Source organism: Parapedobacter luteus (genome assembly GCF_900168055.1).
Taxonomy (GTDB): domain Bacteria; phylum Bacteroidota; class Bacteroidia; order Sphingobacteriales; family Sphingobacteriaceae; genus Parapedobacter; species Parapedobacter luteus.
Window position 1 is genome coordinate 208,364 of sequence record NZ_FUYS01000005.1, and the last position, 21,232, is coordinate 229,595.

Sequence of the window (21,232 nt, forward strand, 5' to 3'; positions counted from 1 at the left end):
CTTTTTATTTTTGGAGGTAATTTACGATCTCCGGCAATGGCAAACGAACATGAGCTGAAACACCTCAACATCACGGTGTACGGAAAAGTGCAGGGTGTGTATTTCCGACTGACGACCAAGGCGGTGGCTGACCAGCTGGGCGTGAAAGGAACGGCCCGAAACAAACCTGAAGGTACCGTATATATTGAAGCGGAAGGCGATTCATTTGCGCTTGAATCGTTCTTTGAATGGTGCCAGGAGGGGCCCGAAGGGGCGGTAGTCGAAAAAGTCGATTGCGAGGAAGGCGAAATGAAAAACTATCGTAACTTTGAGGTCATCAGGAAATCGCGTGACTGATCGTAATGTTTTAAGAACTTGTCTGTACTTCAAAAATTTGCCGGACAAACCGCTATTTACGGGCTGAGCACCATCGTTGCGCGGCTGATCAACTTTGTGCTTACGCCGCTGTTCGTAAGGAAGTTTCCAACGGCTGTTTATGGCATTTTCACCCATTTGTATAGTTGGGCGGCGATGGTACAGGCTGTTCTGGCATTCGGAATGGAAACCACCTTTTTCCGATACCTACAGAAGCACGAAAACAACAAGGAAAGGGTTCTCAGCAACAGTTTCCTTGTCATTCTGTTCGTTTCCGTCTTATTTGTCATTACCGTTTTTTTATTTACACCGACTATCGCAGCATGGCTCGACAATGGTGGTCAGGGCGACGACTATCCTCGATATGTTCGCTATTTTGCGGTCATTCTGGCGGCAGATGCATTGGCTGTTATACCTTTTGCGCAGCTGCGGGCCGACGGGCGCCCGATTCGGTTTGCGGTGGTGAAACTCCTGAATGTCCTGACGTTGGTGGGGCTCAACCTACTGTTTATCGTGGTTATTCCGTGGGCATTGCACCACATGCCCGCATGGGTTCCCTACTTTGAAGGGTGGTATCGACAGGGATGGTTGGGCTACGTTTTTTTGGCCAATCTTGCTGCCAGCGGGCTTACGCTCGTGCTTCTGCTTCCTGAACTGCGGAAGATTCGGCTACGGCCTGATCGCAAGCTTCTGGTTGACATGCTTTCGTACAGCTTTCCCGTATTGGTTGCCAACATTTCGTTTATCATCAACGAGTACCTCGATAAGATGATGATCCCCCTCCTGGTGCCGGGAAAAGCAGGAGAGGTGGATAACGGCATATATGGCGCAGTCTCCCGCATTGCGGTCTTTCTTAGCCTTTTCGTACAGGCATTCCGCCTGGGGGCCGAACCGTTTTTTTTCAGCTACGCAAAAAATGCGAATGCCCGTAGCGTTTATGCGATCATCATGGATTATTTTGTGATTGCCATGGTACTGGTGATGGTCGGCATCACGGTCAATATCGAATGGCTGAAATATTTTATACGCGGCGGAAGCGAGGCGGACATGGCGCTCTATTGGTCGGGTTTGCACATTGTCCCGATCTTGCTTATGGGCTATGTTTTATTGGGTATTTATGTAAATTTATCGATTTGGTATAAGCTTTCGGATCAGACGCGCTTTGGTCTTTATATTTCAGGTATTGGCGCTGTCATCACCTTGGTGCTCAATTTCGTGTTCATCCCGCGGTATAGCTATGTTGCCTCGGTCTGGATTACGCTGGTCGTTTATTGTTGTATGGTAGCACTTTCCTACTTCTGGGGACAGCAGCGATACCCCATTCCTTATCGGGTAGGCAAGGCATTGGGCTATATCTTGGCAGGTGCAGGCATCTGCTGGCTGTCCTTCAGTGTCTTCGATAGGAATGTATACGTTGGAAACCTCCTTTTCCTGGGGTTTATTGGCGTGACGCTTTTGCTGGAGCGGAAAATGTTGCTGGCGGTCTTTAAGCGAAGCACTCGTTAAGCCCATTCGGGCTCAAACTGCTCACTGATTTCATCGAGCACGGCGTGGATGTCGGCAATAGCCGTAAGGGAAACCAGTTTCATGCGATACTCCTTGAAATGCGGAATGCCTTTGAAATAGTTGGCGTAGTGACGCCGCATTTCGAAGACACCGGTTTTCTCCCCTTTCCACGCAATGGATTTCTCGAAGTGTGTGCGGCAGACAGCCACCCGTTCGGCAATGGTGGGGCCAGGGAGGTATTCGCCTGTTTGGAAAAAGTGCTTAATTTCGCGGAATATCCACGGGTACCCAATCGATGCACGGCCAATCATGATGCCGTCTACTTCATACTCCATGCGCCATGCGGCAGCCTTCTCCACACTGTCGACGTCGCCATTGCCGAAAATAGGAATTTGGATGCGGGGGTTGCGTTTTACCTCCCGGATGAGGTGCCAATCGGCTTGTCCCTTGTAAAGCTGCGCGCGTGTGCGGCCATGAATGCTCAAGGCTTGAATGCCGACATCCTGAAGGCGTTCGGCGACCTCATACACATTCTTGGTGTTATCGTCCCAACCAAGGCGCGTCTTGACCGTCACGGGCAGATGCGTGGCCCCCACCACGGCCTTGGTCATGGCCGTCATCTTGTCTATATCCTGCAGCAGGCTGGCTCCGGCCCCACGGCAGGCAACATTTTTGACTGGGCAGCCATAGTTGATATCGATGAGGTCCGGCCCCGCCTGAGAGGCAATCTCCGTTGCTTCGCGCATGGTATCGATGTCGCTGCCAAAAATCTGAATGCCGATGGGGCGCTCGTATTCGAATATGTCCAGTTTCTGTCGGCTTTTGGCTGCGTCGCGGATGAGCCCCTCCGACGAAATGAATTCGGTGTACATCATGTCCACCCCGTTTTGTTTGCATACAAAGCGGAAAGGCGGATCACTGACATCCTCCATCGGTGCAAGGAGCAGTGGAAATTCACCGAGATCAATATTGCCTATTTTGACAGTCATGTAAGGATCGTTGATGTCCGGTGCAAAAATACGCAAATTTTTGCTAATCGGATGACTGCAAAGACGCAACGAAGTGCTGTATGGCTTGTGCGGGATCTCCGGTCTTCATGAAATTTTCGCCAATCAGGAAGGCTTGGAATCCTGCTTGGCGCAGCCGCTTGATAGTGGCGGCATTGCTGATGCCACTTTCTGAAACCTTGATAAACCGGTCTGGAATCGAATCGGCCAGTCCCAGCGAATGCTCCAGTGATACCGTAAAGTCTTTCAAGTTGCGGTTGTTTACGCCGATGGCATCTACGCTGTCCATGATGCTGCGGTCGAGTTCGTCGTGTCCGTGCACTTCCAGTAGGACGCTGAGGCCCAGTGATTGTGCCGTTTCAGACAACGACTTGATCTCACTTGGCCGGAGGACCGCCGCAATCAACAAGATAACATCCGCACCATGCGCTTTGGCTTCAAACAGCTGATACTCGTCAATGATAAACTCCTTACGGAGCAGGGGAATAAGCAGTGCGTCACGCGCGGCCGTCAGGTCATTGAGGCTGCCGCTAAAAAACTCCGAATCAGTAAGTACGGAGACTGCTGACACGTGGGCGGCCTGGTAGCCGGCAACGACTTCCTCCACGGGTGAGCGATCGTTAATGATTCCCTTGGATGGCGAAGCGCGCTTATATTCGGCGATGATGCCGTTTTTGCCGGGCGACAATACAAATTCGCGCAGCGAAAAACATGCTCGGGAAAATAGCGGTTTCCTTTCCAAATCGGTTATCGAAAGGGTTGCTTTTGCCTGTTCGACTTCCTGTCTTTTTTTGGCGATGATGGTATCTAAGATAGTCATTTTTTTTCAGTGGTCAATGGTCGGTGAAGGGTGATCTGCGGCCAGTGAAGGGTGGCCGGTGATCGGTGATCGATGCTGGGGTGTTGACGACAGCCAGTTGGCAATCATCTCCTTGCCATATTGGGTGAGTACCGATTCGGGATGGAATTGTAGCCCCTTTACATCCAATGTGCGGTGCGAGAGGCCCATGATGACTCCGTAGTCATCCTCGGCGGTGATGCGGAGGACATCGGGTAATTGCTCCCGCGATACCGCCCAGGAATGATAGCGTCCTACGGAAAACGAGGACGGCAGGCCGCTGAATAGGGGCTCGTCAGATACCGTAACCGATAGCGGCATGGCCATACCATGTACTGGCTTGGCAAGATTATAAAGGGAGCCGCCATACACTTCGGCGATGGCCTGTTGGCCAAGGCAGATACCGAGAATGCTTTTCGTTGGCCCGTATTCGCGGATGACATCAAGCAGTAATCCCGCCTCCTGCGGAATGCCCGGCCCGGGCGAAAGCAGGATTTTGTCGAAAGCCGCTACATCTTCCAGCGCAAACTTATCATTGCGCCATACCGTGGCATCATGCCCGCATTCATGCAGGAGGTGCACGAGGTTGAAGGTGAAAGAGTCGTAATTGTCTACCACCAATATCCGTGGTGATGATTGTTGTGGGTTGTTCATTGTCGTATTAAATATCTTGTGCCAGTTCCAGCGCTTTGCGCAGGGCGGCAATTTTGTTATTGACTTCCTGAAGCTCGTTTTCGGGATTTGAATCGGCAACAATGCCTGCGCCGGCTTGATAATGAAGGGTGTTGTTGCGGCTTAAGAACGAACGTATCATGATGGCGTGGTTGAAATCGCCATTAAAGCCCATATAGCCGATGGCTCCGCTATAAAAGCTGCGCTGCTGGTTTTCATAGCGATCGATCAACTGCATGGCCATATGTTTGGGTGCTCCGCTAAGCGTCCCGGCCGGAAATGTATCTCCCACGACATCAAAAGAGTTTATTCCTTTTTTCAGTGTACCGCAGACTTTGGAAACCAAGTGGATAATATGGGAGTAATACTGCGTCTCCTTGTAAGATTTGACGTGTACATGCGCACAGTGACGGCTTAAATCGTTGCGGGCAAGATCGACCAGCATAACATGTTCGGCGTTTTCCTTAGGGTCTTCCTTAAGGGCTTCAGCAATTTTTTCATCCCGTTCTTGGTTGCCGCTACGCTTGAACGTACCGGCAATGGGGTAAATGGTCGCTTCATTGTTGCGGATGGTCAATTGGGCTTCGGGCGAGGAGCCGAATAATTTGAAGTCACCGTAGTCGAAATAAAACAGGTACGGTGAAGGGTTGATGGAGCGTAGCGAACGGTATACGTTGAATTCATCGCCTAAGAATGGCCGGGAAAAGCTCCTGGACGGCACAATCTGGAAAACATCACCCCGGTAAATGTGGGTCTTCATTTTTTCTACGAGGGCTTTAAACCCCTCATCGGTCATGTTTGACGTTTCTCCACCGTTGATGGAAAAGCTGTATTCGGGGAAGTTTTTGTTTTGGATAAGGTATTGGATTTTTTCCAATCCGGAGGGGCTTTCTTCGTTTTCAAGTTGATGCTCGAACATATAAAGCTGATTGCGGAAATGATCGATGGCAATGACATACCGATAGACATGGTATTGCAAGTAAGGAATATTGCGGTTGGGATCGATCGGGCTTTTCAATTCGATATCCTCAAAGTGAGCTACCGTATCAAACGTAAAGAAGCCAAACAGGCCATTGGAAATGACATTAGCATCCAATACGCGTGTTTCTTCAAACGCTTGCCTGAACAGGGAAACTTCTTCACGAAGGTTGATGGCAGCAGCAGGCTTCCTTTCCACCGGGCTGCCGGGGTACTGGATTTCGAGAAACTCCTTATCCAGTTTAATACCTGCTATTGGCTGGCAACAAATATAGCTCATGTTGTTTTCCCGGCTATGGTATTCTGAGCTTTCAAGCAACAGGCTGTTTGGAAACACGTCACGCAGCCTGAGGTAAGTGCTTACCGGCGTGGTGGTATCCGCCAGCAAGTGTTTGTAGTTGGTTTTAAATCGATAAGCCATAATTTCCTTTTAATAGACAACAAAAAAAACCCGACGGATTTTTAAAACGTCGGGGCATATATGTTTAAATCTTGAGCCGTGATTAACCACATGTAACCGTCCCAGCCTGCCCGACGTTATTTCCATCGAGCCGCCACCATAATGCGATGCGGAACTTGTTCATTAACATAGTGTAGCAAAAATATAAAAAAAAAACGCCAAACAAATTTTTTGTGGTAAAAATGAAAAAAATCAGTCATCCAACAGATCCGGCCTTCGGGATTTGGTCCGGGCGATGGCCTGTTCGTCCCGCCATTGGTTGATGGCGGCCTGATTGCCACTGAGCAATACATCGGGAACTTTGTGCCCATTCCAGTCGGCCGGCCGGGTATACACCGGAGCGTCCAATAAGCCACCTTGGAACGAATCCGAAAGCGCTGATGTTTCATCCGATAGCACGCCCGGGAGCAGACGTACAACAGCATCAACCAAGACCGCCGCAGGCAGCTCTCCGCCGGAGAGGACATAGTCGCCGATCGAAAGTTCACGGGTCACATAGATGTCGCGTATGCGTTGGTCAATGCCCTTATAATGCCCACAAAGGATGATAAGGTTGGCTTTGGTTGACAGGTGGTTGGCGATAGTCTGGTTGAGCGTGTCGCCGTCAGGTGTCATGAAGATGATCTCATCATAGCTGCGCTGGGCTTGCAGTTGCTCGATACAAGCGGCAAAAGGGGCCACTTGCATCACCATGCCGCTGCCGCCCCCGTACGGGTAGTCGTCCACGCTTTTATGCTTATTATCGGCGTAATCGCGCAGGTTGTGCACAACGATTTCGCAAAGTCCCTTTTTTTGCGCACGCTGTAAGATGGAATGTGCAAAAGGACTATCCAACAGCTGGGGTAGCACCGTAATAATGTCAAACCGCATACGGGCAAAGATAGTGTTTTTTGGTGATGGGTCGGCCGTGGCCGATGGCCTTTAGGGGGGTTAAAAAAGTCCGGCTGCCGCTATTGGCAGCCGGAGTCAGCGAAAATTTGTCGCGTAAAGGCACTTACACCGTTTCTGTTACGCCGCGCAACGTTTTGGCCGCTTCTACCATGGCTTCCAAAGCCGCCTTGGTTTCAGGCCAGGCACGGGTCTTTAGGCCGCAGTCCGGATTAACCCATAGTTGCTCCGCAGGAATGACGGCCTTTGCTTTTTCAAGCAGGGCTACGATCTCCTCCTTGCTCGGTACACGAGGTGAATGGATGTCATAAACGCCGGGGCCAATGTCATTCGGGTAATTGAAGTCAGCAAAGGCATCCAACAATTCCATTTGTGAGCGGGACGTTTCGATGGTGATGACATCAGCATCCATCGCCGCGATGTGCTCAATGATGTCATTAAACTCTGAATAGCACATATGCGTATGGATTTGCGTGTCGTCTTCCACATTGGATGAGGAGACGCGAAACGCACGTACCGCCCAGTCAAGGTATCCCTTATGGTCGGCCTTACGCAGCGGGAGTCCTTCGCGGATGGCAGGCTCGTCAATTTGGATGATCTTGATGCCGGCTTTTTCCAGTGCCTGTACTTCATCCAGGATGGCGAGCGCAATCTGGTAGGTGGTCTCTGAACGCGGCTGGTCATTGCGCACGAACGACCACTGCAGGATCGTTACCGGTCCGGTGAGCATGCCCTTCACGGGGCGTTCGGTGAGCGATTGCGCATATGCAGACCAGCGCACGGTCATATCTGCGGGGCGGCTTACGTCGCCATAGATGATGGGGGGCTTCACGCAGCGTGAACCGTACGATTGCACCCACCCATTTTTGGTGAACGCATAACCGGAGAGCTGCTCGCCGAAGTACTCCACCATGTCGTTGCGTTCGAATTCGCCATGCACCAGCACATCGATATCCAATTCTTCTTGCAGACGGATGGTCCGCTCGGTTTCTTCGGCGATGAGTTTATCATATTCCTCTTGCGTGATGGCGCCCTTCTTCAGGTCGGCCCGCCACTTGCGGACGTCCCGTGTCTGTGGGAACGAGCCGATGGTGGTGGTGGCAAAGGCCGGCAGGTTGAATTTTGCAAGTTGCTTTGCTTTGCGTTCGGCGAACGGACTTGTCCGTTGTGCGTCGGCATCGGTAATGCTTTTTACACGGGCCTTCACCTCCTCGCGGTGAATCAACGTTGAGGTACGCCGGCTTTGCTGTGCAGCCCTGTTGGCTTCGAAACGGCTTAATGTCGCCGCGTCAACGTTGCCAGTTGCCAGGACGGCCAAATCTTTTACCTCTGCCAGCTTTTGTTTGGCAAAGGCCAGCCAGTTTTTGACCTCCGCGGGCAACGATTGTTCATTGTCTTCTAAATCCAGGTCAAACGGAACATGCAGTAAGGAGCTTGACGGCGCTACCCAAACGCGGTCTGCACCTAATGTGTCCACGGCCTGTTTAATCTTCCGGAGAGACGCTTCGTAGTCATTTTTCCAGATATTGCGGCCATCCACCACGCCCAAAGAAAGAATAAGGTTGGCAGGCACGGCAGGTAACAGTTCGTCCAACTGTTTTTCGCCGCGTACAAGATCGACATGCAGCGCCTGCACCGGCAGGCGCAGCGCCGTTTGCGCATTTTCCTGCAGCGCCTCGAAATAAGTGGCGACCAACAGCTTGATGCCATTAGCGGCGGCCGAGAGGCGATCATAGACGGTTTGATAGAGCGCCCGGGTCTTGTCGTCGATATCCAGCGCCAAAAACGGTTCATCAAATTGTATCCACAGGGCTCCGGCTTGAGCCAGTTTGCCGAGGATTTCTTCATAAACAGGCAATAGGCGATCTATCAAATCCAAGCGGTTGAAGCCGGCTTCTTTTTCCTTGCCTAAAAGCAAGTAAGTGATTGGACCCAACAATACCGGTTTGGTGACAATACCTAACTGCTTGGCTTCGTTAAACTCGTTGACGATCTTTTCCGAAGTAAGGCGAAACTGCTGGTCTTTTACAAATTCAGGAACAATGTAATGGTAGTTGGTATCAAACCATTTGGTCATTTCCATGGCGGTCACATCCAGGCCGTCCTGCTGGAAACCGCGGGCCATGGCAAAATACAAATCGAGGTTGTATGAAGATGCTCCTGCTAACGGAAAGCCCTGGTAACGAGCAGGGATAGCGCCCACGGTCAGCGAGAGGTCCAACACCTGATCATAGAAAGAGAAATCATTTGACGGGATGAGGTCAATACCCGCATCCTGCTGGGTCTTCCAATTGCTTTCGCGTATAGCGCGTGCAGCATCCAATAGCTCTTGCTGGCCTATTTTTTTTGCCCAATAGGCTTCGTTAGCCTTCTTCAGTTCCCTTAGGGCGCCGATGCGGGGGTAACCCAAATTGTTGGTTTTTAACATGACAATGTGTATGATAACTTTTTAAATATACAAATCAGCTACCGCCTCTCCTACTTCGGAATCGGCGATCCTACGTTTTTATATTGCTTTAGGGGAGAGGGCACAAGGTGAGTTGTGTCTGCTTATTTTTCCCCGATTACCCGGGGTAGAATTTAGCACCTTGTCTGGTGACAGGTTGCTAAGGCTTCACAGGGTCCATTCCCTCTGCCTTTCTCCATAAGCGGCCGCTAATATCGGCATAAAATTTGAAATGCGCAAAAAATAATTCGCAGGCGCGGTGCCCATCCATCCGTCATGCGGAAACGAGCAAACTTGTAGAAGGCGCTTATCCCAGCCTGATTAACTGACCAACAGCTTATAACCCTTGCCATGCACATTCACGATTTCCACCTTGGGATCATCGCGCAGGTATTTGCGCAGTTTGCTCAAAAAAACGTCCATGCTACGGCCATTGAAATAGTTGTCGTCGTGCCAGATTTTTAGCAGGGCTTCCTCCCGGGTGAGCACATCGTTCTTTTTGATGCAAAGTAGGCGCAACAACTCAGCCTCCTTGGTGGATAGTTTCTGCTGATGGCCATTGCTGCTGATTTGCTGGGCGACATAATCGAAGTGGTAATTCCCGATTTGGAATTTGTCCGGGAGTTCCTCCTCCCCTTGCTTTTCGCGGGATGCCCGCTTAAGCAAGGCGTTGATACGGAGCAAAAGCTCTTCCACGCGGAAGGGCTTGGTAATGTAGTCATCACCCCCCAGGCCAAATGCTTCGGTCTTGTCTTCCATCATCCCTTTTGCCGTGGCAAAGATAATGGGAATGTCCGCGTTGGCTTTCCGGATTTCTTTGCCCAAGGTAAAGCCGTCTTTACGGGGCATCATCACATCGAGGATGCAGAGGTCAAATTTCTCTTTATTGAATTGGCGAAGGGCTTCGTCGCCGTCTTTGCAGAGTGTGACGTCAAACTTTCCTTTCAGTTCCAGGTAGTCCTTCAAGATGTCGCCCAAATTGGGGTCGTCCTCTGCTAATAGAATTTTTTGCATAATAGTCTCCCTATCCTTTGAGCGGCAGCATGATTTCAAACGCAGTTCCTTTGTCCTTCTCGCTTTTTACCTGCACTTTGCCGCCAAATCGTTTTACAATGTCACTTACGTAGCTTAACCCCAAACCGAATCCTTTTACGTCGTGACGGTTTCCGGTGGGTATGCGGTAAAACTGATCGAAAATCTTGGAAAGCTGGTCACGGTTCATTCCGATGCCCTTATCGGCCACGGTAATGTGTATGTGGCTGCCGGCATTTCTTGTTTTAATGGTGATGTCGGGCTTTTCTTTGCTGTACTTAATCGCGTTATCGATCAAATTGAAAAACACGTTGGATAAATGTAATTCGTCTCCCACGACAGTAGCATCTGTTGCATCAAGATGCATGTGCACATTGGCGTCGTTTTTGAGCAATTGCAGCTCCATGCTATCCACCACGGCTTGCGCAAGGTCATTAACATCTACATCGCGAAGTTCCAATTTGAGGTTTCCTTTTTCCAGGCGTGCGATGTTAAGCACCCGTTCGATATGGTTGCCTAAGCGCACATTTTCGTCGTATATGATATTAGCGAGACGGGCAGCCCGCGTCTGATCAGATGCTATCTCGGGATCGCGCAGGGATTCGCTGGCAATCATGATGGTCGCCACGGGGGTTTTAAACTCGTGCGTCATGTTGTTGATGAAATCCGTCTTCATCTCGGAAATCTTCTTTTGGCGGAGCATGGTAAAGATGGTGTACGCAAAACAGCTGATGAGTACCAGTAAAAGCGCGACCGACGAAAACAGCATGACCGTCATGTTGCCCATCAAAATGTTGGCTTTATTGGGGAAATAGACAGAAAGCCGGCCGGATGAGCGCTCATTGTCCGCACGGAATAACTCGGTGGTATACAGGTTTTGGGACGAAAGGTCCTCCGCCGAAAAATTCGCGAACGCATACAGCGTGGTGTGGTTGTCTTTTATTTCCAGGTTGAAGGCGGATTTTATATCCCGGCTTAGCAGCTCCTTACGCAGCTCGCGTCTGATATAAGCAACGTCGATGCGCTGGCTCAACGGGCGTTTATACAGTTCGATCTCTGCGGCGAAATCCTCCATTAATTGGGGGTTTTTGCCGCTTAGTATCGCAATGGTGTCCATCAGCGTAGTGGCCTCCAGCAGTTGGAGCTGGCGCTCTTTGCGGGCTATTTCGCTTTTCAGCTTGAGATCTTGCCTGGGAGGTAAGGTTTCGATGGCGTAATTTAAAACCGTGGAGCCGTATGCAATGGGGCCTGGAATAAAATAACGCACGCTGTCATCTTTGGCTTTGAGCAACGGCACCTGCCGGATAGCATAGAGACCCACAATATTGTCATTGCGTTGGAAAGCGCCATCAACCGTGGCGTTCGTCTGAAATTTGACGCGCAAAAAGTCTTTATACCGGGAATCATTGAGATACGTCTCATAAAACTCATTGCTTTCAATAGGCAGCACCACGGGATATTGTGCAAACAGCGTCTCCTCATGCCGTTTGAAGGCGGCGTATTGCCGGGCTTGTTTTTCCCGTAGCCGCTCAATCTCGGTTTTTAGGCGCAACTGTTCCTCCAGCTTGCGTTGCTCCCGCTCCAGTTTTTCTTTGTTTTTGCGCTGGGCATCGGCGAGCTGCATGACCTCTCGTTTTTCAGCCTTGGCGGCGACCGCGTTGAGCGCAGCTTTCACCGATTCGTCAAATAGCTGTGCTTTCAGGATGTATGATTGCTTAATAAAAAAGTATTGCATGGCCATCACCCCCAGTAGGGCCACGGTCATCAACCCGATAATCAATCCGATACTCTTATGTTTCATCCCACACAAAAATACAGAAGCTAAGCAGCAATACACAGGGTTTTAACATATTTTAACAGGGATAACATGACGGCCTTGACGTGTTTTTGCTATTTTTGAATTGTACTAATTCCCTGGGACAATGAAAGCGTTCATCATCGTATTAGGTGTTATTGGCATTTTTACCGTGGCCTACGGGCAATCGGACAACAAACAGCAGCGGGCTGACGGATTTGCGGGAAAGAACAGCCCGGCTGATAGCGCTGCAGCCGCCCCCAAGCAGCATCGCTTACAGTCGTTTCCGACCGATCCGATGCCCAACGCATATCGCGGAGACAGGTGTGTTGAAATACCGAATGGATACCGTGGGGATAACTGCGTATCCATGCCGAACCTGTACCATGGTCCGTTGGTTACGCCGGCACAACCGGATAGCATCCGGGATAAACCATTAACTATTTTGCCGAAGCGGAAGAAACCCACGCTGCCTCCGATTGAACCATCGGAAAATTGAACCGCCGCGGGCCACTGGTTATCGTGCGGCCTTTCTGACGTGGAGTTTTCTGCCCTTTTTGCTAAGCTCAAACCCGCTTTTATCGCGGAAATATTCATCCACGGCAGACCGGCAGCCTGACCACGCGTAATAGTCGTCAAATACAATGACACCGCCGGGCGACAAACGGGGCTCAATTTGAACAAGGCAGCTCATCACGGAGGCATACCAATCGCAATCGATGTGCGCGAAAGCCACCGGCTCCGTGAGATACAGGGTATCCTCGAAATATCCCTTTATCAGTTTGATGTTGTTGGTTTCGACGGGGACGCCGTGTTTAGCGAGGTTGGCGGTGACGACCTCCTTCAGATTTTCGGTATAGCCATAGTAGGTATTGTTGCCCAGTCCTTTAGATTTTCCGCTTTTGATTTCTTCATACCGGGCATGTACATCGGCATCATCCTTTTCCGACGGTGGGGGAATCAATCCAAACGCGTCGTATATCCGAAATTCCCGTTGCTTGCTTTTTGCCTTTCCGATGGCGATGGCCGAGCCACCCAGCGCGCAGCCGGCTTCGATAAACAATCCCGGGACCCCCGCACGCTCTACCTCAGCGGCCGCGCGATACAGGTTAAATAGATCCTTGGTCGTCAAATAGGTCAGTTGCTGCGTTTTTATCCGCATAAGCTGAGCCTTTTCTTTGTCTGTGAAGGAATAAAATAAAGACTGTGCTTTTATGAGAAACTGGTCAGCTATCATTTTTGTCAACATCAATACGTGTAGGGGCAGGAATGTTATTCATTGCCCAGCTGGACGGTTGTCCAATGTGATATATAACGCTACAAGTTTGAAAATATTTTGTTTGCGCCTGATCACAGAAAGCCTTGTTTTTTACCGGCTGCGGTCCCTGACGCCGATCTTCCGGTACTGAAGGAGGCAAGAGCAAACCTGTTCAAGAAGAAGCCACCCAGGCCGAAGCCAAGGTGGCTAAATGGTATTGGGGTTGTGTTATTCCGCTATTCTACTTCCGTAACCTTGATGGTGTTGGTTTTGCCTTTTTTATGCAATGGTGTCGATGCGGTATTGATGACGATTTGTCCCGGCTGCACAAGGTTTTTTTCTTTCAGCAGCGAGTTGACGTCGTGGATACTGCCGTCGGTGCTCTCAAACTTGTCGTAATAGAAAGTTTTTACGCCCCATAGCAGGCTCAGTGTATTGAGCAATACCGGATTGCCTGTAAAGATGTAAATGTCTGCATTCGGGCGGTAGCTCGATATTTCGAAAGCCGTATAGCCGGAATAGGTCATTGCGACAATGGCCGAGGCATTGGTCTTTTCGGCTAAGTATACAGAGGATCCGCAGATAGCATCCGGGATGACGGAATCCGTGCTGTGCTCGGATTTCTTGGAGCTGTAATACGGGTAAGAAGTCCGTTCGACATGCACAATGATTTTGCTCATGGTTTCGATGACAATTTCGGGGAACTCTCCCACAGACGTTTCACCGCTCAGCATGACTGCGTCCGCTCCGTCGAGCACCGAATTGGCCACGTCATTCACTTCCGCGCGCGTAGGGCGAGGGGTGGTAATCATGCTTTCCAGCATCTGGGTAGCAATGATGACCGGCTTGGATGCATTGCGGCATTTCTTTACGATCATTTTCTGAAGCACGGGAACATCCTCCATAGGCATTTCTACGCCCAAGTCTCCCCGGGCAACCATGATGCCGTCGGTCGCAGCAATGATGGCGTCAATATTATCTATCGCCTCAGGCTTCTCTATTTTTGCGATGACACGGGCGGATTTGCCTTGAGCCGCAATGACTTCTTTGAGTTTCACGATGTCTTCCGCTGTCCGCACGAACGACATCCCTATCCACTCGACATCATATTGGAGAACGAAATTAAGGTTGTCTAAATCTTCTTCGGTAAGGCTGGGAATGGAAACCTTAGTATTGGGCAGGTTTACCCCTTTGCGGGAAGTGAGCACACCGCCATGGACAACCTCGCACCACACGGTGTCAGCAAAGTTTGACCGTAGTACGCGCAGCTGGATTTTCCCATCGTCGAGCAAGATGATTTCATCTGTTTTGACGTCTTTTGGAAAATTATCGTATGTAATATAAATACGGTTTTCATCACCGATAAGCTCCTGGGTAGTGATTTCCACCTGTGTGCCATTGAGCAAGACCGCACCGCCTTCCTTCATTTTCCCGATACGGATTTTGGGACCCTGTAAGTCTGCCAAGATGCTGATATTTGTCTGGTGTTCTTGGTTGATCTCCCGTATGGTTTGAATTACTTTGAGGTGATCTTCTTGGCTGCCGTGTGAAAAATTAAGCCGGCAAACGTCTACACCTTTGGCAATCATGCTTGTTAATACATCTTTTTTAGCCGATGCTGGCCCTAATGTGGCTACGATTTTAGTTCGCTTTTGAACCTTTTCCATTTATCGAGTTGTTTTGTTTATTGTATTGCCCCTTCCTATAAGGCATTTATAAAATGATATTCCTGTGTTTAGTTATGGTGTAATTGATACACTTTGACAAATATGGCGCTAAAATATTAGATTTTCTTTGGATTTCAATTTTTGTGGGGAGATTTCACTGGCGACAACCACTTCCGGAATCGTTGTAATATGGTTCTCGATGGCAGCCAAATCCTCCTCATCGATAAAGTTCCTGATTAGTAAAAAATAATCCGAATGACGCATTTCAGGGATTAAGAAGCCCCCGGCTGTCCCTCTGTTGGCCAATAGGTAAAACTCGGTGTCCGATGTTTCCGAAAAATCAGCATACCGGCTGAAATGCGTTAGGCCTATTGGTGCCGGCATCCAAACCTCGTGGTCGTCTATCTTGCTCAATTTAAGCCCCGTAAGTTTGTTGATGAAATAACATAGGCGATAGTCTCTAAGTGAAGAAGTAATGGCAATGAGGACGAAATCGAGGTCCAATTCGTATTTTAGTGTGACTTTATTCAAAGTTTTTTCTATATTCAGCGCAAATTTACAAAAACAAAAACACTAGTATAGCAATTATATACAAGATAATGAAGGTAAGATGCTATATAGCGATATACCAAAAGTAAACCGTCGTATAACTGGCAATCCATAGGCTAAATCATTGATATAAAAACCATAATTTAGTTATGCTGGATGAACCTTAATAATGTTCTAAAAATCAAAAACGTTTTAGTATTTGCTGAAATTTATTTTTCTTTGCACAGATTTATTAAACAATTAAACTATAAAATCATGTCTGATATCGCATCAAGAGTTAAAGCAATTATCGTTGAAAAACTGGGTGTAGACGAAAACGAAGTGACCCCGGAAGCTTCATTCACCAATGATTTAGGTGCTGACTCACTTGACACAGTAGAGTTGATCATGGAATTCGAAAAGGAATTCAACGTAGCTATTCCCGATGACCAGGCTGAAACCATCAGTACGGTAGGACAAGCAATCGCTTATTTAGAAAAAAACGTTAACTAACTAATTCATTAGGCTAATCGTAATAAATGGAGCTTAAAAGAGTAGTAGTAACAGGGTTAGGTGCGCTTACTCCTATTGGGAATACTGTCCCAGCATTTTGGGATAGCCTGATCAAAGGGGTAAGCGGCGCTGCTCCTATCACCAAGTTTGACGCTTCGAAGTTCAAGACCCGTTTTGCTTGTGAAGTAAAGGGGTTCAATGCTGAGGATTTCATGGAGCGCAAAGAAGCCCGGAAGGTAGATCCATTTGTACATTACGCATTGGCTGTAACCGATGAAGCGATTGCTGACGCTTCGCTGGAGTTCGATAAATTAGATACCAATCGCATCGGCGTGATTTGGGGGTCTGGCATCGGCGGTCTGAAGACGTTTATGGATGAAGTAAGCAATTTCGCCAAAGGTGATGGGACCCCACGATTCAATCCGTTTTTTATTCCGAAGATGATTCTGGACATCGCTCCAGGGCACATCTCGATGCGGCATGGATTGCGTGGTCCCAATTTCTCTACGGTATCTGCTTGTGCATCATCTACCCACGCATTGATCGATTCGTTGAATTATATCCGTACAGGGTGCGCCGATATCATTATCAGCGGCGGTTCTGAGGCGATTATTAATGAAGCGGGCATTGGGGGGTTTAATGCGATGCACGCTTTGTCTACACGCAACGACGATCCGAAGACGGCGTCAAGACCTTTTGATAAAGACAGGGATGGGTTTGTTGCCGGTGAGGGTGGCGGAGCCATTGTGCTGGAAAGTCTGGAACATGCCAGAGCTCGCGGAGCGAAAATTTATGCGGAGCTCGTCGGCGGAGGCATGAGTGCAGACGCCTATCACATCACGGCATCGCATCCTGATGGCCTCGGAGCCAGGCTTGCCATGGCCAACGCCATGGCCGATGCAAAGCTCTCCATTAAAGATATCGATTATATCAATGTACATGGTACGTCCACTCCGGTAGGGGATCCCAGTGAAATCATGGCTATCCTTCAGCTCTTTGGCGAGCACGCCTATGGACTTAATATAAGCTCGACAAAATCGATGACAGGACACTTATTGGGGGCTGCGGGGGCCGTTGAATCCATTGCCTCTATCCTGGCTGTACGGCATGACATCGTCCCTCCGACTATCAATCATTTTACGGATGATCCCAACCTCGATCCGAAACTGAACTTCACTTTTAACAAGGCAGAAAAACGGCAGGTCAACGCGGCCATGAGCAATACCTTTGGTTTTGGTGGACATAACGCTACCGTTATATTTAAGAAGTTTGAAGCATAGGTTTGAAGGCATTTGCAGCAAAGGGGTTTAGCCCCTTTGCATGTTTGTATTCAGTTAGTCATTAGATGCCTCTTTCAAAGATTTACAAACTGCATTTTTCGTCTAATCGCCGGTATGTCAAGGCGTTGAAGAATATGCTGGGTTTTGTGCCGGGCAATCTCCATCTTTATCACTTGGCTTTCCGACACAAGTCTGTGGCTGTACCGGTCAAAGATGGCGTGAAAAACAGTAATGAGCGGTTGGAGTTTTTGGGAGATGCCGTGCTGGGTTCGGTGGTGGCGGAATTATTGTTTAAAAAGTATCCATACAAAGGCGAAGGCTTTTTGACCGAAATGCGCTCAAAAATCGTAAGCCGTGCACACCTTAACCAATTGTCAAAAAAGCTGGGCCTTAATGAACTCATCCAATATGATACGCGCATGATCAGCTATCCCAATAAACAGGGATCGCTGTTGGGTGATGCTTTTGAAGCGTTGATTGGCGCCATTTATCTCGATAAAGGATATGTATTTACCAAGAATTTTTTGATAAATCGGATCATCAAGCCTCATGTGGATATCCAAACACTGGAACAAACCGAAACGAATTTTAAGAGCCGGCTTATCGAATGGTGCCAACAGGCGGGCAAGGAAGTGAGCTTTGTGCAGACCGAAAACGCCGAAGGCGATAGCGTCAAAATCTTCACCATCGATGCTGTGGTCGACGGTGAGGTATGCGGCACCGGCCGCGATTACAACAAAAAAAGCGCAGAGAAAATTGCTGCTGAGAAGGCCTGTGAGACCCTGAATGTCCTTTAGCATGCCGCAAAAATCTAAAATCTAAAAACTAAAATCCTAAATCAATCCCTACCTTTGCGCCATGGCAGTAATCAAACCCGCTTTGGCAAAAGGCACGCGCGACTTCTCGCCCGTGGAAATGGAAAAACGTAATTACATTTTTGATACCGTCAAAAAGGTATTCGCCAAATACGGATATCGTGAAATACAGACCCCTTCCGTTGAAAACCTGCAAACCCTTACAGGTAAATATGGCGACGAAGGGGATAAGCTGATTTTTAAAATCCTCAATTCGGGGGATTACCTGGCGAAGGTCCCTGCCGAACTGCTGGAAAGCAGGGCGTCGGCACCGCTGATTCCGCATATTGCCGAGAAGGCGCTGCGCTATGATCTAACGGTGCCTTTTGCTCGGTATGTCGTGATGCGTCAGCATGAGATTGCCTTACCGTTTAAACGGTTCCAGATACAACCGGTATGGCGTGCCGATAGGCCCCAACGGGGGCGCTATCGGGAGTTTTACCAGTGCGATGTCGATGTGGTAGGTTCGGACAGCCTGCTTAATGAAGCGGAGTTTGTACTTATTTATCACGAGGCGCTTACTAATTTGGGGTTGAGCGACTTTACGATTAAGCTAAACAACCGCAAGATATTGACCGGTATCGCGGAAGTGCTCGGTAAGCCGGAGCTGATTGTAGACATGACTGTCGCCATTGATAAGCTTGACAAAATTGGACTGGATGGCGTGGTCACGGAATTACTTGACCGCGGCTTTTCTCCGGAAGATTTGGAAAAGCTGCAGCCTATCATTCAACTGCAAGGGTCTAATATGGAAAAAATCGAAAACCTGAAGCAAGTGCTGGCGTCGTCAGCAATCGGCTTGCAGGGGATCGATGAGCTCGAAACGGTATTGGGTTATGTTGAAAAGCTGACGGGTGATACGGCACTGCTGAATCGTTTTGTGGCGGTTGACATCACGTTGGCGCGCGGACTTAATTATTATACGGGGTGTATTTTCGAAGTGGCAACCAATGAAGTCCGTATGGGAAGCATCGGCGGCGGCGGCCGATACGATGACCTTACCGGAATGTTCGGACTCAAAGGGCTTACCGGCGTGGGCATTTCGTTCGGCGCAGATCGGATATACGATGTGTTGGAAGAACTCGGATTATTCCCCGAAAGCACTGCCCAGTCTACCAAAGTACTCATCAGTAATTTCGACAAGCTCGCAGAACTATATGCGTTGCCCTTGCTGCAAAAACTACGTAATGCCGATATCGCCGTTGAGCTTTATCCCGCCGCGGCAAAGCTTAAAAAACAATTGGCTTATGCCGATGCCAAGAAGATACCGTATGTTGTCCTCATCGGGGAGGAGGAAATCCAAAGCGGACTCTTGACATTGAAAGATATGCAAACGGGTGAACAGCGAAAACTGGATGAGAAGGCATTGTTTACCTTTTTATCTTCACCACTATGAATTTTTTAGGCAATCTCATCTGGATTATTTTTGGCGGCTTTTTTATTTTTCTGGAGTACCTTGTCGGCGGGCTGGTGCTGTGTCTTACTATCGTGGGCATTCCCTTCGGCATCCAGCTTTTTAAGTTGGCCGTAGCTGCTCTGGTCCCTTTTGGTACCGTCGTAACCAACCGCCCATCCAGCACGGGGTGCCTCTACACGCTGATGAACATCCTTTGGATTGTGTTTGGTGGAATATGGGTCGCACTCACGCACCTTGTATTCGGCCTATTGCTCTGCATCACCATCATCGGTATCCCCTTTGGCCGCCAACATTTTAAATTGATGGGACTTGCCTTTACTCCTTTCGGGAAGGCACTCAACTAACACTAACCGAACACGGCCTGGAAGACTTCCTCTACCCGGGATACCGGTTTGATGGCTATCTGGTATTTAGCCGTGCTCAAGCCTTTGACGTTATATTTAGAAATATAAATCGTTTCAAAGCCCAGTTTCTCTGCTTCGGCGATGCGTTGTTCGATACGGTTGACCGCCCGGATCTCCCCCGAAAGTCCCACTTCGCCGGCGAAGGCCGTAGTGGCGGGCACGGGAATGTCCTGCTGTGAGGAAATTATCGCCGTGATGACGGCCAAGTCAATAGCAGGGTCTTCCACACGCAGGCCTCCGGCCATATTCAGAAATACATCCTGAGCGCTCAGCCGAAAGCCGAATCGTTTTTCCAGTACGGCAAGCAGCATATTCATCCGCCGCGTGTCAAACCCGGTGGAGGAACGTTGCGGAGTGCCATAGGCGGAGGTACCTACTAATGCCTGCACTTCAATAAGCATGGGACGTACGCCTTCCAATAACACGGCGATAGCGATGCCACTCATATTGTCTTCGCGCTGAGAGAGCAGAATCTCCGAGGGGTTGCTTACCTCGCGCAAGCCAGACCCCTGCATCTCATAAATGCCCAGTTCGGCGGCCGAACCGAAGCGGTTTTTAATGGCGCGTAAGATACGGTATACATGATGGCGGTCTCCTTCGAATTGCAGTACGGTGTCGACCATGTGTTCCAATACCTTGGGGCCTGCGATGGCCCCGTCTTTGGTGATGTGCCCCACAATGAATACGGGGATGGCGGTTTCTTTGGCAAACCGCAATAATTCGGCCGTACATTCGCGTACCTGCGACACACTGCCCGGGGCCGAATCGATTTGGGCGGAATGCAAGGTCTGTATGGAATCAATGATTACCAGTTGAGGAGCGATGGCATCCATTTGTTTAAAAATGTTTTGCGTGGAGGTCTCGGTGAGGATAAAGCATTCGGCTTTCGGCGATTGCATCAGCCGTTCGGCGCGCATTTTGAGTTGTTGCTCGCTTTCCTCACCGGAGATATACAGGACCTTCGCACCGGGCATGCTGAGTGCGAGCTGCAACATCAGCGTAGACTTTCCGATGCCAGGTTCGCCGCCGATGAGCACCAGCGAACCGGGGACGATACCCCCGCCCAGTACACGGTTCAGCTCGTCATCCGGTGTGACGTAACGCGTTTCTTCCCGATGGGCGATTTCCTGTATCCGCGAAGCCTTGTTTGTCCGTTTGGCGGCTGGGCCTGAGGCTGTCCGCCAGTCCGGTACACGTGCCTTTGCGGGCTCCACAAGTTCCTCCACGAACGTGTTCCATTCGTTGCATGAGGGGCATTTGCCGAGCCACTTGGCAGATTCATATCCGCAGTTCTGGCAGAAATAGGTCGTTTTTGTTTTGGCCATGTTTTTCCTG

20 protein-coding genes and 1 riboswitch are annotated in these 21,232 nt (G+C 49.4%); of the genes, 8 read left to right on the forward strand and 12 right to left on the reverse strand.

What is annotated here, in order from left to right:
* The first annotated feature begins 36 nt into the window (after positions 1-36).
* Both B5X72_RS11985 and B5X72_RS11990 read left to right on the forward strand, forming a co-directional pair.
* Positions 37-336, forward strand: a complete 300-nt coding sequence (locus tag B5X72_RS11985; RefSeq protein WP_394332955.1) for an acylphosphatase — start codon at positions 37-39, stop codon at positions 334-336.
* A gap of 18 nt (positions 337-354) precedes the next feature.
* Entirely contained in the window at positions 355-1,860 is a 1,506-nt protein-coding gene (locus B5X72_RS11990) for a lipopolysaccharide biosynthesis protein (RefSeq protein WP_079717140.1), read from the forward strand.
* Here the strand turns inward: B5X72_RS11990 and dusB are convergent.
* From dusB to B5X72_RS12030, 8 genes are all read right to left on the reverse strand, one after another.
* Entirely contained in the window at positions 1,857-2,849 is a 993-nt protein-coding gene (dusB, locus tag B5X72_RS11995; protein ID WP_079717264.1) for a tRNA dihydrouridine synthase DusB, read from the reverse strand. The genes B5X72_RS11990 and dusB overlap by 4 nt on opposite strands.
* 43 nt (positions 2,850-2,892) lie before the next feature.
* Entirely contained in the window at positions 2,893-3,687 is a 795-nt protein-coding gene (gene trpC, locus B5X72_RS12000) for an indole-3-glycerol phosphate synthase TrpC (protein WP_079717141.1), read from the reverse strand.
* Positions 3,688-3,693: 6 nt separating this feature from the next.
* A complete protein-coding gene (locus tag B5X72_RS12005; protein ID WP_079717142.1) occupies positions 3,694-4,359 on the reverse strand; it encodes an anthranilate synthase component II in 666 nt (221 codons plus the stop codon).
* 7 nt (positions 4,360-4,366) lie between these two features.
* Positions 4,367-5,776 (reverse strand): anthranilate synthase component I family protein, encoded by a 1,410-nt coding sequence (locus tag B5X72_RS12010; RefSeq protein WP_079717143.1) that lies wholly within the window; start codon positions 5,774-5,776, stop codon positions 4,367-4,369.
* A gap of 231 nt (positions 5,777-6,007) precedes the next feature.
* A complete protein-coding gene (gene trmD, locus B5X72_RS12015) occupies positions 6,008-6,685 on the reverse strand; it encodes a tRNA (guanosine(37)-N1)-methyltransferase TrmD (RefSeq protein WP_079717144.1) in 678 nt (225 codons plus the stop codon).
* A 124-nt stretch (positions 6,686-6,809) separates the two neighbouring features.
* Positions 6,810-9,131 carry a 5-methyltetrahydropteroyltriglutamate--homocysteine S-methyltransferase gene (metE, locus tag B5X72_RS12020; RefSeq protein WP_079717145.1) on the reverse strand — a complete coding sequence of 774 codons (2,322 nt, stop codon included), beginning with the start codon at positions 9,129-9,131 and terminating at the stop codon, positions 6,810-6,812.
* 119 nt (positions 9,132-9,250) lie between these two features.
* Positions 9,251-9,354, reverse strand: a riboswitch (SAM riboswitch).
* 116 nt (positions 9,355-9,470) lie between these two features.
* The gene (locus B5X72_RS12025) at positions 9,471-10,163 is read right to left on the reverse strand and encodes a response regulator transcription factor (protein WP_079717146.1); all 693 of its coding nucleotides are present in this window, start codon (positions 10,161-10,163) and stop codon (positions 9,471-9,473) included.
* 10 nt (positions 10,164-10,173) lie between these two features.
* Positions 10,174-11,982 (reverse strand): sensor histidine kinase, encoded by a 1,809-nt coding sequence (locus tag B5X72_RS12030; protein WP_079717147.1) that lies wholly within the window; start codon positions 11,980-11,982, stop codon positions 10,174-10,176.
* 121 nt (positions 11,983-12,103) lie between these two features.
* On the opposite strand from B5X72_RS12030, the gene B5X72_RS12035 reads away from it, so the two are divergent.
* Positions 12,104-12,475, forward strand: a complete 372-nt coding sequence (locus tag B5X72_RS12035; RefSeq protein WP_079717148.1) for a hypothetical protein — start codon at positions 12,104-12,106, stop codon at positions 12,473-12,475.
* An 18-nt stretch (positions 12,476-12,493) separates the two neighbouring features.
* Here the strand turns inward: B5X72_RS12035 and B5X72_RS12040 are convergent, their stop codons facing one another.
* The 3 genes from B5X72_RS12040 to B5X72_RS12050 form a co-directional block, all read right to left on the reverse strand.
* Positions 12,494-13,138, reverse strand: a complete 645-nt coding sequence (locus tag B5X72_RS12040; protein ID WP_200121046.1) for a TylF/MycF/NovP-related O-methyltransferase — start codon at positions 13,136-13,138, stop codon at positions 12,494-12,496.
* Positions 13,139-13,470: 332 nt separating this feature from the next.
* Positions 13,471-14,901 (reverse strand): pyruvate kinase, encoded by a 1,431-nt coding sequence (pyk, locus tag B5X72_RS12045; RefSeq protein WP_079717150.1) that lies wholly within the window; start codon positions 14,899-14,901, stop codon positions 13,471-13,473.
* Between the two features lie 108 nt (positions 14,902-15,009).
* The gene (locus tag B5X72_RS12050) at positions 15,010-15,432 is read right to left on the reverse strand and encodes an IPExxxVDY family protein (RefSeq protein WP_079717151.1); all 423 of its coding nucleotides are present in this window, start codon (positions 15,430-15,432) and stop codon (positions 15,010-15,012) included.
* 174 nt (positions 15,433-15,606) lie between these two features.
* Between B5X72_RS12050 and B5X72_RS12055 the strand changes: the two genes are divergently transcribed.
* From B5X72_RS12055 to B5X72_RS12075, 5 genes are all read left to right on the forward strand, one after another.
* Positions 15,607-15,942: an acyl carrier protein gene (locus B5X72_RS12055; RefSeq protein ID WP_449406354.1), complete on the forward strand. Its 336-nt coding sequence runs from the start codon at positions 15,607-15,609 to the stop codon at positions 15,940-15,942.
* A gap of 26 nt (positions 15,943-15,968) precedes the next feature.
* Positions 15,969-17,222 (forward strand): beta-ketoacyl-ACP synthase II, encoded by a 1,254-nt coding sequence (gene fabF, locus B5X72_RS12060; protein ID WP_079717152.1) that lies wholly within the window; start codon positions 15,969-15,971, stop codon positions 17,220-17,222.
* Positions 17,223-17,287: 65 nt separating this feature from the next.
* Entirely contained in the window at positions 17,288-18,019 is a 732-nt protein-coding gene (gene rnc / locus B5X72_RS12065; protein ID WP_079717153.1) for a ribonuclease III, read from the forward strand.
* Between the two features lie 61 nt (positions 18,020-18,080).
* Positions 18,081-19,472, forward strand: a complete 1,392-nt coding sequence (hisS, locus tag B5X72_RS12070) for a histidine--tRNA ligase (protein ID WP_079717154.1) — start codon at positions 18,081-18,083, stop codon at positions 19,470-19,472.
* The gene (locus tag B5X72_RS12075; RefSeq protein ID WP_079717155.1) at positions 19,469-19,837 is read left to right on the forward strand and encodes a YccF domain-containing protein; all 369 of its coding nucleotides are present in this window, start codon (positions 19,469-19,471) and stop codon (positions 19,835-19,837) included. The genes hisS and B5X72_RS12075 overlap by 4 nt, the downstream gene beginning before the upstream one ends.
* A gap of 2 nt (positions 19,838-19,839) precedes the next feature.
* Here B5X72_RS12075 and radA read toward each other — a convergent pair whose 3' ends face one another.
* Entirely contained in the window at positions 19,840-21,222 is a 1,383-nt protein-coding gene (gene radA / locus B5X72_RS12080; RefSeq protein ID WP_079717156.1) for a DNA repair protein RadA, read from the reverse strand.
* Between the last annotated feature and the right edge of the window lie 10 nt (positions 21,223-21,232).